Here is a 13,832-nt window from a genome sequence, read left to right as displayed (position 1 = left end):
TTAAAGGAATGGAAGTAATGTCAGTTATTCGCAGTGTATTTAGTATTATTTTTTACACAATAAACACACTTTTTTGGTTTGTGCCTATTTTTGTTTGTGGGCTTATAAAGCTTATCCCTATTAAGCCTCTACAAAAGCTTATGAGCTGGGCAGCTAAGCAATTTGCAACTATTTGGGTTACCTTTAATAGCTTAAATCAAGCGTTATTCACGCCAACTAAACTTAATGTAACTGGCCTTGAAGACCTTAAACTAAAAGATTGGTATCTAGTAATTGCAAATCACCAAAGCTGGGTCGATATTTTAGTATTACAGCGTGTGTTTAATCGTAAAATTCCATTTTTAAACTTCTTTTTGAAAAAAGAGCTTATTTACGTGCCTATTTTAGGTTTGTGTTGGTGGGCGCTTGATTTTCCGTTTATGACTCGCACGAGTAAAAGCCAATTAAAAAAGAATCCAAAGCTGCGTGGCAAAGATTTAGAAACCACACGTAAAGCCTGCGAAAAATTTAAAGAGATGCCAGTAAGTGTGGTTAACTTTGTAGAAGGCACTCGTTTTACTACGCAAAAGCATGAGCGCCAGAATAGCCCGTTCCCACATTTATTAAAACCAAAAGCGGGCGGTATTGCTTTTGTAATGCAAGCAATGGGCGAGCAAATTACTAAAGTGGTTAACGTCACCATTCAGTACCCAGATGGTATTCCTACTTTTATGGATTTTGCTGGTGGTAAGGTAAAAAATATCAACGTACACGTGGAAGTAAGGCCAGTAAGCGCAGAGCTTATTGGTGACTACACAGGTGATTCTGAATTTAGAGTTCGCTTTCAAAGCGAGTTAAACCGCTTATGGGAAAACAAAGAGCAAACACTGCAATCGCTCGAAAAAACCCATAAGTAAAAGGTAAAAATATGAGCTTACAGTTATGCTAAAAAAGTGGTTACCAAATTGGCTTAACGGCTTAATTGTAGGCTGCGTATTGTTTTCTAACATGATACTTTTTGGCTCGCTAGTATTTGTACTGGGCCTTATTAAGTTATTACTGCCTTTGCCTGTGGTTAACTCTATATTACACAGCGCTTACCGAGGTTGGTGTAACGGCAACCGTTTAGGGCTTTGGTTAGGTTGCCCTAATATTGTGGTTGATATAAGTGGCGACTTAAACTCAAAAAGTTGGTATTTACTTATTTGTAACCACGCGAGTTGGTTAGATATAACTGTACTTAGCTCATTACATGCATTGCCTGCCCCTAAGTTCTTTTTAAAAGACGGGTTAAAATACATGCCTTTTATTGGCACTGGTGCGTGGGCCATGGGTATGCCGTTTATGAAACGGGTAAGCAAAGCGCAGCTTGCTAAAAATCCAAAGTTGAAAGGGTTGGATGTAGAGCGCACGAAGCGTAGCTGTCGTAATTTTCGTCATCATCCTACTACCATCATTAATTTTGTTGAAGGTACACGCTATACGCCAGCCAAACATAATCTGCAACAAAGTCCTTTTAAACATTTATTAAAGCCCAAAGCGGGCGGCATTGCTTTTGCGCTTGAAGTATTAGCCGATCAATTTGATGCCATGCTTAATACAAGTTTAGTATATAGCGGTAAGACAGATCACGTTTGTCGTAACTTGCTAAAAGGTGAGCTAGATTCTATTTATGTTTCAATAGACGTAACGCCCATTAATGACAATATGCAGGGCAGCTATCAAAGCGATGACGTATTTAAAGTTAATTTTCAACATTATGTGAATGAGCTATGGGTTGCTAAAGATCAGCAGCTTGCCGACATTTATGCTCAACAAGATTTACCTGAACCACAAATCAGTAAGGAAATTGAAACACTATGACCAACACCCATCTTCAGGAATTAATTGCTCCTTGGTTTGAAAAAGTACCCGACGCGGATTTTCTTAGCTCAATTACCGCAGTCTCAATAGGGATATTTTCTTTATTAATTGTTTACTTATTTACTCGTAGATTAATGTTACCTGGCATTCAAAAAATAGTGACGAGGCTTTCTCCTGAGCGAATTGGTGCGCTTTCTCCTATGCTTAATAAGCTAAATAAACGTATTGCCGGAATGCTGTGCTGCGTATTGTTTTTAGCTACGTTTGATAGCGTATACCCAGTTAATGAAATTGCAGGAGAAATACTAAAAACGATAGGACAAGCTTTGCTTATTATTTATGCTGGTTTTATTTTTAGCAGTATTGTGAGCATTGCGGGTACTATTTATAACCAGTTAGAGTTTGCCCGCGAGGTCCCTATTCAGGGCTTAATTCAGGTTGTTAAGCTAATAACCTTTATTGTGTGTGCAATTTTAATTGTGAGCATTTTTCTTGAGAAGTCACCTACTTATATTCTCTCTGGCTTTGGTGCTATTGCTGCTGTTACGTTATTAGTATTTAAAGACACTATTTTAGGCTTTGTAGCCAGTATTCAAATAGCAGCAAATCGCCTAGTAACCTATGGTGATTGGATTCAAGTAGAAAACTACGGCGCCGATGGCGAAGTAATTGATTTGGGTTTAAACACTGTAAAGGTACGTAACTGGGATAACACCATAACAACTATTCCAACTTATATGCTGGTAGCGGGTTCATTTAAAAACTGGCGCGGGATGCAAGAGTCGGGCGGTAGACGTATTAAACGCTCACTCAATATTGATATGCACAGCATTTGTTTAGTGGGTGATGAGTTTAGAAAACAAATTGATGCGGCTATTCCGCTGCACGACTATATTCGAGTGACGACATTACCTGCTCAGGTTTCTAATTTAGGGTTATTTCGTCGCTATGCTGAAGGCTATTTAAAGCAGCACAGTAAAATTAATACGTCGCTTACGTTAATGGTACGAGAGCTACAACCACTAAACCATGGTTTACCTATTGAGTTTTATTGCTTTAGTGAAGACAAACGCTGGATTTCGTACGAGCATTTACAAGCCGAAATAATGGACCATTTACTTGCGGTATTACCCGTGTTTGGGCTTAGGGCATATCAAAGTGTTAGTGGGCAATTAAGCCCACCGAGTGAGCAACAAACAGATAAGCCAACATTTAGAGTGATGGCAAATAGTGTTGTAAAAGACCCACAGCAATAAATAAAGCTAAGAGCCACCAAATAGGTGGCTTTTTAAATCGCAGCCATGCAAATGTAATTATTACTAACGCAACTTGCCAAAGGTTATGCACCGCTGATGTCCAAATTGGCGAATACAGTGCAGCCGCTAAAAAACCTACTACCGCGGCATTAAGCGCTGCTATTGAGCTTGCAAAGCGTGGCTTACTTGCCAAGTTAATCCAGCTCTTCTGAAATGCCAAAATAAGTAAAAAACCAGGCATAAATATAAGCAGTGTAGCTATAAGAGCACCCACTAAAGGTTGTTCTGTAGTAAGTTGTGCGCCTAAGTAAGTAGCAATAGTAAACATAGGCCCAGGCACTGCTTGTGCACTCGCGTAAGCACTTAAAAACTGATCATCACTTAATGCTGGTACGCCAGCTTGAAGTACCGGCAGTACTACGTGTCCGCCGCCGAACACCATTGCACCTGCCTGGTAAAAAGGGGCAAACAAAGCGAACTCATGCCCTAGTGGAATAAAGCTCACACCAAGTAAGAGCGCAAATAATCCCAGTGCAATCCAATTAATATTACTTTTTGTACTGCTAACATTTTCTGTGGCTGTACCAAGTTTTAATAAAGGCCATATAGCACCCATTGTTGCAGCGGTTATTAAAATAGCGATTTGAGTACCCATCATTGGAAATAACACCAAAGCAAGTGTACTCATTACAGCAAGTAACTTAAGCGCAGCACTTGTACAAAAGCTTTTAGCCATACTAAGTGTGGCATCAGCAACTATAACAACGGCAAATAACTTTAAGCCCGCAATAATAGCAAAGTAAACAGCGTCAAACTGATGAGCACTAACCGCAAGTAGCACCATTATTAAAAACGAAGGCAGAGTAAAACCTACAAAAGCAGATATACCGCCCAGTACTCCAGCACGCTCAACACCAATAGCAAAACTAACTTGGCTAGAGCCCGGCCCAGGCAGTGCTTGGCTTAAACTAATAAGTTGTGCGTAACGCGTGTTAGTTAACCAATTTAACGAGTCTACAAAGTGGCGTTTAAAATAACCTAAATGCGCAGCAGGGCCGCCAAAGCTCATACACCCTAGTAAAAAAAACTGTCTAAAAATAGCAATTAACATTGCGCCAATATCCTTTGTAAAATTCATTAAATTGTCACAGCGTAGTATGACATTTTTATTAAAATGGCACATTAGTTTGAGGTCTGTTTAACAATCAAGCAAGATGCGTTGCTTTTAACACTCTCTTCATAGTTTGTTCATACATGTATTTGCATACTCTTGCTAAATTCTTAATGAATAGGGTATCACCATGACTTTAACTAAATCACTTTTAAGCGTAACCGTAGTAGCTGTATTACTTTCTGGTTGTGAAATGAATAACACAGGTAAAGGAGCCGCTATAGGCGCCGCAGCCGGAGGTGTATTAGGTAAGGCTACGGGTAATCATAAAGATAAACGTATTTTTATTGGTGCAGCTATTGGTGCACTGGCGGGCGCTGCTGTTGGCGACTACATGGATAAGCAAGAAGAAGCATTTCGTGATGAGTTAGCGGGTTCAGGTGTTGAAGTAGTGCGTGAAGGCGATAACTTACGTTTAGTAATGCCATCAAACATTACGTTTGCGACTGCTCAGTCTTATATTTCATCAGGCTTTAACGATACGTTAGATGCGATTGCTAAAGTGATGAACAAATACGAAAAAACCTACCTTAGTGTGCAAGGGCATACTGACAGTACGGGTAAAGATAGCTTCAACATGAACCTATCGCGTGAACGCGCACAAAGTGTGAAAGACTACTTAGTGAACCAACAAATTATGGCTACACGTGTTAGCACTATGGGCTATGGCGAAACACGCCCAATTGCAACTAATGATAGTGCAAATGGCCGTGCTCAAAACCGTCGCGTAGAAATTCAGATAGTGCCAAATACCGAAGGTTAATCCTTATTAAACTGTAATTCACACAGTTTTTGATACAACGGGTTACTTGCTAACAACTCTTGGTGAGTACCCGTTGCTATGATTTCCCCATTTTCCATCACTACAATTACATCGGCATGTTTTACCGTTGCCAGCCTATGGGCAATTATTAACGTTGTTCTGTTTTGCATTAAATGCTCAAGTGCAGCTTGTACATGGTGTTCGCTTTGCGCATCCAGCGCGCTGGTGGCTTCATCAAGAAGAAGTATTTCAGGGTCTTTTAATATGGCACGTGCAAGCACAATACGCTGCTTTTGCCCACCCGATAACCTCACACCCTGCTCACCTAAAAAGCTGTTATAACCTTGCGGTAACTGTTTGATAAATTCATCGGCATGCGCATACTTTGCTGCGGCATATACTTGCTCATCGGTTGCACTTGGGTTGCCGTAGCGGATGTTATGCATTACGTCGGAGCTAAATAAAATAGGGTTTTGCGCTACCATGCCCATTTTATTACGCAGAGTATTAAGCGATAAATCTTTAATGTTTACATCTTTAAACTTAATAGCTCCGCTAGCCGGATCGTAAAAACGTTGTAGCAATTCAAATAACGTTGTTTTACCTGCGCCAGAAGGGCCAACAATTGCCACGGTTTGGCCTTGATTTATATTTAGGCTTATTTTATTAAGCGCGCTTACGTCTGGGCGAGAAGGATAGTTAAAGCTTATATTTTCAAGCGTAATAGCAGGGCTACTACTATCTTTCAGTAAGCTGTCGTCTTGTGGATCTAGTGGGTTTTCTATCTCACTTTTAACAGCAAGTAACTCAAGTAACCTTGCCGCCGCGCCTGCTGCACGTTGTAGTTCGCCATATACTTCAGCAACGGTTGCCACCGACATTGCCACCATAATAGCGTAAAACACAAACGCACCTAGCTCACCACCTGTCATGGTACCTGCAAGTACATCGTTGCCACCTACCCATAGCATAGCGCTAATGGCACTAAAGGTTAAAAAAATCACTACAGCTATTAAAAATGAACGTTGCTTAATACGTTTTTTAGCCACGTTAAAGGCTTTTTCGGTCTCAAGCGCAAAGGCATGCTGCTCTTGTGCTTCGTGGCTATAGCTTTGCACTACTTTAATATTTTGTATGATTTCTCCGGCATAGGTACTTATGTCGGCAATGGCATCTTGGCTAGAGCTTGCTAGTTTACGTACCTTGCGACCAAATATCATCATAGGAACAAGTACCAGCGGTACACAGGCTACAACCACTAAAGTAAGTTTTAAATTAGTAAACAACAGCATAGCTAAGCCACCAATCAACATAAGTACACTGCGCAGTGCCATAGAAAATGATGAGCCGATAATTGATTGCAGTAATGTGGTGTCGGTGGTTAAACGCGACATAAGTTCGCCACTGCGGTTTTCTTCAAAGTAGCTAGGGTGTAGCGTTACAATGCGATTAAACACTGCTTTTCTAATATCGTTACTGACTCGTTCGCCAATCCACGACATTAAATAAAAACGGCTAAAGGTACCGATCGCTAATAAGCTGATTAAGCCAATGAGTACCAGTACAGCTTGCTGTAATTGATCTTTGGAGCCTGCAATAAACCCATGATCAATAACAAACTTAACCCCCTGACCTAGTGATAAGTTAACACCCGCAGTGACCAATAGCGCGGCTAGCGCAGCTACTACCATCCATTTGTAAGGTTTTATAAAAGCAAAAACAGGTAATAAGCTGCTAAAAGCGGCTTTTTCGGATGCAGAGGTGTTTTTTGACATAGTGGATTCTTTTTAAAGGTTAAGGTATAGATATGGCATCATCGGATTAAAAATCAATAGTATTAAATATCATCAATAAGGAATTGTTATGACAACAAAAATAATAAGCGGTGAATTTACAGTGGCTTTAGCGCCTATTGAAGGTTATGCCAAAGGGCAGCAAGGTATTAACTTAGGACGTATGTCGATCGATAAAACATTTAAAGGTGACTTAAATGCTACAAGCCAAGGCGAGATGCTTAGCGCAATGACGTCTACCCAAGGCAGTGCAGGTTACGTGGCAATAGAGCAAGTGATAGGTGAGCTTGAAGGTAAGCAGGGCAGTTTTGTACTGCAACACTTTGGCACTATGAATAAAGGACAAGACAGTCTTATTTTAAATGTTATTCCTGATTCAGGCACAAATGAGCTAAAAGGATTAACTGGCAGTATGAAAATACGCATTGAGCAGGGCATTCACTATTACGACTTTGACTACCGCTTATAAAATGGATAACAAACAATGCAAAAAATAGTAGAATTTAAAAAGCGTGGTTTTTTTAGTAACGGCATTGATGTAGATGCTTTGAATGAGCGCATATACCACTTAAATCAAGAAGGTTGGAAAGTAATAAGTATAAATACTGCGACTGCTTTTCAAGGCCAAATAACGGCCTATATATTATTAATAGAAAACGATGAACTATAAGGATAAGAATGACATTAGCAGCGTGGTTTAGTTTAGTAGTTGTATGCATGATGGGTGCAATGTCGCCAGGCCCAAGCCTTGCAATTGTACTAAAGCATACAATGAGTGGCGGAATGAAAAACGGTATGCTTGCTGCACTTAGCCATGGCGTGGGTGTTGGGCTTTATGCGGCAGCTTCGTTACTTGGTTTGGGGACATTGATGGCTCAGTTTCCAACGGTATACCAAGTACTTGTATATTTAGGCGCTGGGTATTTAGCCTATTTAGGTTTAAAAATACTATTAGCAAAACCCAATAATGACGAACTGCAAGTACAAAAAAGTGAGATAAGCGCAGTTAAAGCATTACAAGATGGCTTTGCCATTGCTTTTTTGAACCCCAAGCTCGCTATTTTCTTTTTAGCCTTGTTCTCACAGTTTATTGACCCGCAAAATCTCACTTTAAGCATTGGCATTATTATGTGCTTAACCGTGTTTGTAATTGATACAGGTTGGTATTTACTAGTTGCAGTACTTACTGAGGTTTCAAAAAATCGCTTTGGTTTTACTAAGCAGAACCCATGGCTTGATAAAATACTGGGGGTTGTGTTTATTGCTCTTGCTATAAAAGTCGTTATTAGTTTGTAAGATTGAGTAGAGATTATTGAAGTTTGCAGAGTGTATTTGTAGTTATATAGATAAAGGATTAAAACAATGACAAAACATATTTTAAAAAGTGCATCTTTCGACCCGAAGGTTCAGCAATACTGGATGCTAATGGCCGCTTTTTTTAGTGTACTAGCGCTGGTGACTATTCCGTTGTTACCCATTGTTTTAGCGATTGTATGGCTGGTGGGCGGGCGAATACTCGCAGCTATGTCGGCTGACTTATTACCACAAAAATTGGTAGTTAAACGTGGCATATTATTTAAAGAAGAAAAATCTATTCCGCTTGAAAAAATAACAGATGTAGGGTTAAGCCAAGGGCCGCTCATGCGAATTTTTGGATTATATCGTTTAAGCTTTGAAACGGCAGGGCAGTCAGGAAATGGTGCTTTAGTGTCTTTGCTTGGTGTGGTTAATGCGAGTGAGTTTAGAGAGGCGATACTTGAGCAAAAAGATGTATTGGCTAATCAAGGTAAAACGTCGCAGCAGGCAACAGAGCAAAGTGAGAAAGAGCTACTGAGAGCACTTACTTATAGTGTTAAAAATATTGAGCAGATGCTACTTGTTTTAGTTGATGAAAGGCAGCAAAAGTAACCTGTTTTAAACTTGTAATACTTATAAGGATGTTTTTATGAATACGGATATAAAAAATATATTTAATAATCATCCTGAGGCAGCTAAAAGTACGCTTATACAATTACGAGAGCTAATTTATACCGTAGCACAAGAGCAAAACTTAGGAGCTGTTGAAGAGTCTTTAAAGTGGGGAGAGCCAAGTTATAACACAATAAATGGTAGCCCCATTCGCGTAGGCTTTAAGGGCTCATCGTGTTATTTGTTTTTTCATTGCCAATCTAAGCTAGTAAGCACATTTAGAGAGTTGTACTCTCATAATCTTATCTTTGAAGGAAATAGAGCAATAGTGTTAAATAGTGAAAAGCCATTACCAGAACACCCAGTTAAAGAGTGTATTAAATTAGCACTGACTTATCACAGCGTTAAACACCTACCTTTGTTAGGCGCATAATTATAAGTACTTAGTAGATACTTAAAATACGCTACATATTTGGTTTGCGTCACAGGTAATAACAGTCACGTTTTCATAACCCACACGCGTTAATGCTTCTGCTCCCAACGTTGCGCGTGCACCACTTGCGCAGTGCACGTAAATAGGGCGAGCTGCGTCTTTTTCTATTTCCATTAGTTTCATCTCGAGTAATCCACGCGGAATATTTATAGCGCCGGCAGCCGATTTTGTCGCGTGCTCTGCAGGTTCTCGCACATCAATAAGTAAACCTTTATTTTGTTCAAGCTCGAGTTTTGCTTGCGCTGCGTCAATACGGCGTTGGTTAGGTGTGATAATTTTTAGTAAGTCAGGGATTGATGTAAGCATTAGTTTGTAAATCCTCTTTTTCTTAAAAAAGACATTAATAGGTGCTACTTGGTATAAGTAGGTTGAATTGAGTTAATACTTATAAATAACGTTAAAAACTGAAAGTTACTTTATATAAAGTAACTTAATAGTGCGGATACTGCTACAGCACTTCCGCCGATTAATAAAATGGCATCGCTAGTTTCATGGCCATCTTAATATTAGTAAAACCTAATGTTAATTATATTAGAACTTACTAATGTAAAAGTCTATACTTAAAAAGGTATCAAAAAGAGAAATAATAAAATGAATATTGAACAACTAGCTGTCAACGCAGAGCAAGCCGAACAGTTTTTAAAATTAATGGCTAACAAAAATCGCTTAATGATTTTATGTAGTTTATTACAAGGTGAGCAAAGTGTAGGTGAGCTAAATAAAAATGTACCTTTAGCACAGTCAGCGTTATCTCAGCATTTAGCAAGTTTACGCAAGGCAGATATGGTTGCTACTCGCAGAGAAGGGCACACTATTTATTACTCATTGACCGATCCAAAAGTTGAGTCGATCATTGCTTTGCTATATGAGTGGTTTTGCCGACAAGAAAATACTAAATAAACGTAGCTATTTCATCGATAGATTTTTTATCCAGTGCATGAGCCGGTATTGTTGCATCATCACTTGGGTAACCTGCAATAAGTAGCATGTATGGGCGTTCGTTATCTTTATCGCGATTACATATGTCGGTTAAAAAGCTCATTGGTTTTGGAGTATGAGTAAGGGTTGCCAAACCAGCACGATGCAAAGCTTGAATTAAAAAGCCGGTAGCTAAACCAACAGACTCATGCACATAATAATTCGTATTTTTATCATCGGTGCTTACGCCCCCCTTTTTTTGACTAAATACAGCTATAAGCCAAGGTGCATGCTCTAAATAAGGCTTATTAGCATCGGTACCTAACGGTTTTAGCGCATCTAACCATTCTTCACCTGCTCTGCCTTCGTAAAAAGAACGCTCTAATTTTTCGGCGGCTTCTCTTATTTGTTTTTTTACATCACTGCTGTTTATAGCCACAAAATGCCAAGGCTGATGATTCGCTCCACTTGGTGCTGTGCCAGCTGCTTTTATACATGCTTCAATAATATTTTTTGGTACTGGGCGATCGCTAAAGCTGCGAATGCTATGGCGGCGTTGGCTGGTTTGTAAAAACTCGTTAGCACGATTTAGCATTTCGTCGTGTGGGTATTCTATAAAGTCGTTTAATGGTTGGCTTTGGTGATCTTGCATGGCTTTTCGCTTCTTATAAAAAGTATATGTGGTTTTTATACCGAGTGAATACAGTGCAGGCAAGTGTTATGAGTTTAAATTATGTTTATTTGTTGTTACAAATTTAACTAACAAGTAACTTATGTTCCTGTTTTGCTTGTGATATAAAACATTATAAAAATAATTACTCATATTCAAGGAAGTAAAAATGCTATCAATAACAGGGTTATCTAAAACCTACGATAATGGCGTACATGCACTACAAGGTGTTGATTTATCTATCGGCAAAGGGATGTTTGGATTACTTGGGCCAAATGGCGCAGGTAAATCATCGCTAATGCGTACCATTGCAACACTGCAGTCGGCTGATTCAGGTTCAATTACTTTTGATGGCATTGATGTATTTAAAGACCCACAGGGTCTGCGCCAACGTTTAGGCTACCTCCCGCAAGATTTTGGTGTTTACCCACGCGTTAGTGCTTACGACTTGCTAGATCATATGGCTGTTTTAAAGGGTATTCATAATAAAGCAGAGCGTAAAGAGTCGGTTGAAGGATTACTTGCGCACACTAATTTATATCAACATCGCTCTAAAGCCGTAAGTGGCTTTTCGGGCGGTATGCGCCAGCGTTTTGGTATTGCTCAAGCGTTATTAGGCGACCCTGATTTACTAATCGTTGATGAACCAACAGCAGGGTTAGACCCAGAGGAACGTAATCGATTTCATAACTTGTTAGTAAGCTTAGGTGAGCAAAAAGTCGTTATATTATCGACTCACATTGTTGAAGATGTAGCAGAGCTTTGCCCAAACATGGCCGTACTGGCCGGCGGCAAAATACTATTAGAGGGCAACCCACTTGCCCTTACCGATAAACTCCAAGGGCAAATCTGGCGCAAAGCCATGAGCCAAGAGGAAGCGCTAGAGCTTGAACCGCAACTGCCTGTTATTTCTAAGCGCTTATTTGCAGGGAAAACCATATTACATGTATTAGCCGATCAAGCCCCTGAAGGTTTTGAGCTCAGCAGTGCAAACCTAGAAGATGTGTATTTTTCTACGTTGCTTAATCATCGTAACAGCCAAGTAGCATAAGGGGGCGCTATGTTTTTTAATATGCTCGCGTTTGAGCTGCGCTATTTTGTGCGTCAGCCTTCGTTTTATGTGACCTCATTAATATTCTTTTTTATGGCGTTTTTTATAAGCTCCAGTAGTAAGTTTCCGTTAGGTGGGGCGAATGTTCATATGAACTCGCCTTTCTCTATTATGCTTTTAACCGTTACATTTTGTACACTCGCTATGTTTTTAGTGGTTAACTTTGTTGCCAGCTCTGCTATTCGCAACAGTGAAAGCAAAATGGATGGGCTGGTTTTTAGTAAGCCCGTTAATCCTCTTGCTTATCAATCAGGACGTTTTTTTGGTGCTTACTTGGTTGTGCTAGTTGTTTTTTTAACTGTGCCATTAGGCGTGTTTTTGGGATCTCAATTTGGCTTGTTGGTTGGCTGGCTTGATAGTGAGCTAGTAGGCCCTAATAAGTTTATATATTACGCAGCGCCTTTTTTATATTTAGCAATACCCAGCTTACTGGTACTCAGTGCTATTTTTAATAGTGTGGCGGTCTATTTTAAAACCATGATGGCGGTATATGTAACGGCCGTAGTGATTTATATAACCTACCAATTGGCGAGTATCTATTTTGATGATTTAGCGTTTAGGAATATTGTTGTTTACGCAGATCCATTCGGCCTCGGTTCGTTAATTGACTTAACCCGTTACTGGACTGTAAGTGATAAAAATACCGAAGTGTTAACGCTCTCGGGCGATTTTTTAATTAACCGTATTTTATGGGTAGCAATAAGTTTAGCGATGTTTTTTGGCCTCGGAAAGTTAGGTAATCGCGTAGTAAGTAAAAAACAGAAAAAGCAATTTGCTGTCTCAACGTTTGTAAAAAATAAACAAGCAGCACTTATTAGCAGCGCTAAAAATTACAAGTCAAAAGGGGGGAATACGCAATCGCAATTAGTAATGCGCAGCTTATTTGAACTTAAGCAGGTTATATTAAGTGCCCCTTTTATGATTTTAGCGGGTGTCAGTATTACTATGTTACTCGCACCACTCTTTGCGCCTATTGGCGCGTATGGCACAACAGATTGGCCGCTTACACAAAACATGGTGGGCATTATTCAAAACTCCTCCGCTTTGTTTATGTTTATCATTATTGCTTATTACAGCGCAGAGCTGGTTTGGCGAGAACGCCACAGTGGTATGGGTGATATTGTTGACAGTTTCCCGGTGCATAACAGTGTGTTTTGGGTATCTAAAATTATTGCGTTAATCACTGCAGTTTGTGGTCTTTATTTAGTAGGCATGATGTTTACCATTGCAGTGCAACTGTTTAAGGGGCAATTTAACCTAGAGCTTGGCCAGTACTTATTTAGGTTGGGTTACCTTACATTACTGCCTTTTATTATGATGGCTATATTGGCGTTCTTTTTACAAATAATTAGCCCTAATAAATACATAGGTATGGGTTTATTTATTCTGTATTACATTGCTCAAATGGTAATGGGTGCTTACGGGTTTGAGCATCATATGTATCATTTTTCTCAAAGCAGTAGCGTACCTTATTCAGATATAAACGGTTATGGACATTTTTTACAAGGCGCGCATTGGTATACCCTATATTGGGGGGCATTGAGTGTGTTTTTAGCTATTGTAGGGTTTGCTTTATGGCATCGCGGCCCGTCGCAAACATTGCGTACTCGTTTATCTTTAGTACGTTACAACATGTCTTTAAAAGGCCAGATTGCAGCCGTTATAAGTTTATTGGTATTTGTGGGCGCGGGTTATAACATTTATTACAACACCCGTGTAATCAACGAGTTTGTAACAAGTGATGATAACGAAGCGCTACAAGTAAGGTATGAGCAAGAGTTTTCACAATACAAAGACTTGCCACTGCCTATAATAACTGATGTTGATTTAAACATTGATATTTATCCTAAAAAGCGTGCTTTAAATGCCGTGGCTAAAATTAAGTTTACCAATACCGCAAACGAGCC

Annotated in this window: 16 protein-coding genes; 12 read left to right on the top strand and 4 right to left on the bottom strand. The window is 39.6% G+C overall.

Annotated elements, in window-relative coordinates; translation table 11 throughout:
* Positions 1–17 precede the first annotated feature (17 nt).
* The 3 genes from L659_RS0117535 to L659_RS0117525 are packed head-to-tail and all read left to right on the top strand — an operon-like array spanning position 18 to position 3,098.
* Entirely contained in the window at positions 18–896 is an 879-nt protein-coding gene (locus L659_RS0117535; protein WP_024591378.1) for an acyltransferase, read from the top strand.
* Between the two features lie 25 nt (positions 897–921).
* Positions 922–1,842 carry an acetyltransferase gene (locus L659_RS0117530; RefSeq protein WP_024591377.1) on the top strand — a complete coding sequence of 307 codons (921 nt, stop codon included), beginning with the start codon at positions 922–924 and terminating at the stop codon, positions 1,840–1,842.
* The gene (locus L659_RS0117525; protein WP_007584595.1) at positions 1,839–3,098 is read left to right on the top strand and encodes a mechanosensitive ion channel family protein; all 1,260 of its coding nucleotides are present in this window, start codon (positions 1,839–1,841) and stop codon (positions 3,096–3,098) included. Before L659_RS0117530 ends, L659_RS0117525 begins: the two co-directional genes overlap by 4 nt.
* Here the strand turns inward: L659_RS0117525 and chrA are convergent.
* Positions 3,055–4,209 (bottom strand): chromate efflux transporter, encoded by a 1,155-nt coding sequence (gene chrA / locus L659_RS0117520; protein WP_024591376.1) that lies wholly within the window; start codon positions 4,207–4,209, stop codon positions 3,055–3,057. The two genes, L659_RS0117525 and chrA, sit on opposite strands and share 44 nt — an antisense overlap.
* 190 nt (positions 4,210–4,399) lie before the next feature.
* On the opposite strand from chrA, the gene L659_RS0117515 reads away from it, so the two are divergent.
* On the top strand, positions 4,400–5,032 hold the full coding sequence (locus tag L659_RS0117515; protein WP_007584604.1) for an OmpA family protein: 633 nt from the start codon (positions 4,400–4,402) through the stop codon (positions 5,030–5,032).
* On the opposite strand, the gene L659_RS0117510 is transcribed toward L659_RS0117515, so the two are convergent.
* A complete protein-coding gene (locus L659_RS0117510; RefSeq protein WP_024591375.1) occupies positions 5,029–6,807 on the bottom strand; it encodes an ABC transporter transmembrane domain-containing protein in 1,779 nt (592 codons plus the stop codon). The genes L659_RS0117515 and L659_RS0117510 overlap by 4 nt on opposite strands.
* A gap of 88 nt (positions 6,808–6,895) precedes the next feature.
* On the opposite strand from L659_RS0117510, the gene L659_RS0117505 reads away from it, so the two are divergent.
* The 5 genes from L659_RS0117505 to L659_RS0117485 all read left to right on the top strand — a co-directional run bounded on the left by L659_RS0117505 (position 6,896) and on the right by L659_RS0117485 (position 9,166).
* On the top strand, positions 6,896–7,294 hold the full coding sequence (locus L659_RS0117505) for a DUF3224 domain-containing protein (protein ID WP_024591374.1): 399 nt from the start codon (positions 6,896–6,898) through the stop codon (positions 7,292–7,294).
* Positions 7,295–7,309: 15 nt separating this feature from the next.
* A complete protein-coding gene (locus L659_RS0117500) occupies positions 7,310–7,495 on the top strand; it encodes a hypothetical protein (RefSeq protein ID WP_024591373.1) in 186 nt (61 codons plus the stop codon).
* Positions 7,496–7,503: 8 nt separating this feature from the next.
* A complete protein-coding gene (locus tag L659_RS0117495) occupies positions 7,504–8,121 on the top strand; it encodes a LysE family translocator (protein WP_024591372.1) in 618 nt (205 codons plus the stop codon).
* Between the two features lie 66 nt (positions 8,122–8,187).
* A complete protein-coding gene (locus L659_RS0117490; protein WP_007584611.1) occupies positions 8,188–8,733 on the top strand; it encodes a PH domain-containing protein in 546 nt (181 codons plus the stop codon).
* Positions 8,734–8,770: 37 nt separating this feature from the next.
* Entirely contained in the window at positions 8,771–9,166 is a 396-nt protein-coding gene (locus tag L659_RS0117485; protein WP_024591371.1) for a DUF1801 domain-containing protein, read from the top strand.
* A 21-nt stretch (positions 9,167–9,187) separates the two neighbouring features.
* Here L659_RS0117485 and L659_RS0117480 read toward each other — a convergent pair whose 3' ends face one another.
* Entirely contained in the window at positions 9,188–9,532 is a 345-nt protein-coding gene (locus tag L659_RS0117480; protein ID WP_024591370.1) for a rhodanese-like domain-containing protein, read from the bottom strand.
* A 285-nt stretch (positions 9,533–9,817) separates the two neighbouring features.
* On the opposite strand from L659_RS0117480, the gene L659_RS0117475 reads away from it, so the two are divergent.
* A complete protein-coding gene (locus tag L659_RS0117475) occupies positions 9,818–10,126 on the top strand; it encodes an ArsR/SmtB family transcription factor (protein ID WP_010554926.1) in 309 nt (102 codons plus the stop codon).
* Here the strand turns inward: L659_RS0117475 and L659_RS0117470 are convergent.
* Positions 10,119–10,796 (bottom strand): nitroreductase family protein, encoded by a 678-nt coding sequence (locus L659_RS0117470; protein ID WP_024591369.1) that lies wholly within the window; start codon positions 10,794–10,796, stop codon positions 10,119–10,121. The two genes, L659_RS0117475 and L659_RS0117470, sit on opposite strands and share 8 nt — an antisense overlap.
* Before the next feature lie 187 nt (positions 10,797–10,983).
* On the opposite strand from L659_RS0117470, the gene L659_RS0117465 reads away from it, so the two are divergent.
* Both L659_RS0117465 and L659_RS0117460 read left to right on the top strand, forming a co-directional pair.
* Entirely contained in the window at positions 10,984–11,865 is an 882-nt protein-coding gene (locus tag L659_RS0117465) for an ABC transporter ATP-binding protein (protein ID WP_024591368.1), read from the top strand.
* Positions 11,866–11,874: 9 nt separating this feature from the next.
* The coding region (locus L659_RS0117460; RefSeq protein ID WP_024591367.1) for an ABC transporter permease at positions 11,875–13,832 on the top strand (1,958 nt) is incomplete at its 3' end.

This window comes from Pseudoalteromonas sp. S8-8 (assembly GCF_000497875.1).
GTDB classification, from domain to species: domain Bacteria; phylum Pseudomonadota; class Gammaproteobacteria; order Enterobacterales; family Alteromonadaceae; genus Pseudoalteromonas; species Pseudoalteromonas arctica.
The sequence above is the reverse complement of the archived record's forward strand: the minus strand, read 5'-3'. Positions and strand labels throughout refer to the sequence as shown.

Bases quoted from the DNA above. Each gene is read 5' to 3' on its own strand.
- L659_RS0117535 (WP_024591378.1), top strand. From the start codon at position 18: ATGTCAGTTATTCGCAGTGTATTTAGTATTATTTTTTACACAATAAAC.
- L659_RS0117530 (WP_024591377.1), top strand. From the start codon at position 922: ATGCTAAAAAAGTGGTTACCAAATTGGCTTAACGGCTTAATTGTAGGC.
- L659_RS0117525 (WP_007584595.1), top strand. From the start codon at position 1,839: ATGACCAACACCCATCTTCAGGAATTAATTGCTCCTTGGTTTGAAAAA.
- chrA (WP_024591376.1), bottom strand. From the start codon at position 4,209: ATGTTAATTGCTATTTTTAGACAGTTTTTTTTACTAGGGTGTATGAGC.
- L659_RS0117515 (WP_007584604.1), top strand. From the start codon at position 4,400: ATGACTTTAACTAAATCACTTTTAAGCGTAACCGTAGTAGCTGTATTA.
- L659_RS0117510 (WP_024591375.1), bottom strand. From the start codon at position 6,807: ATGTCAAAAAACACCTCTGCATCCGAAAAAGCCGCTTTTAGCAGCTTA.
- L659_RS0117505 (WP_024591374.1), top strand. From the start codon at position 6,896: ATGACAACAAAAATAATAAGCGGTGAATTTACAGTGGCTTTAGCGCCT.
- L659_RS0117500 (WP_024591373.1), top strand. From the start codon at position 7,310: ATGCAAAAAATAGTAGAATTTAAAAAGCGTGGTTTTTTTAGTAACGGC.
- L659_RS0117495 (WP_024591372.1), top strand. From the start codon at position 7,504: ATGACATTAGCAGCGTGGTTTAGTTTAGTAGTTGTATGCATGATGGGT.
- L659_RS0117490 (WP_007584611.1), top strand. From the start codon at position 8,188: ATGACAAAACATATTTTAAAAAGTGCATCTTTCGACCCGAAGGTTCAG.
- L659_RS0117485 (WP_024591371.1), top strand. From the start codon at position 8,771: ATGAATACGGATATAAAAAATATATTTAATAATCATCCTGAGGCAGCT.
- L659_RS0117480 (WP_024591370.1), bottom strand. From the start codon at position 9,532: ATGCTTACATCAATCCCTGACTTACTAAAAATTATCACACCTAACCAA.
- L659_RS0117475 (WP_010554926.1), top strand. From the start codon at position 9,818: ATGAATATTGAACAACTAGCTGTCAACGCAGAGCAAGCCGAACAGTTT.
- L659_RS0117470 (WP_024591369.1), bottom strand. From the start codon at position 10,796: ATGCAAGATCACCAAAGCCAACCATTAAACGACTTTATAGAATACCCA.
- L659_RS0117465 (WP_024591368.1), top strand. From the start codon at position 10,984: ATGCTATCAATAACAGGGTTATCTAAAACCTACGATAATGGCGTACAT.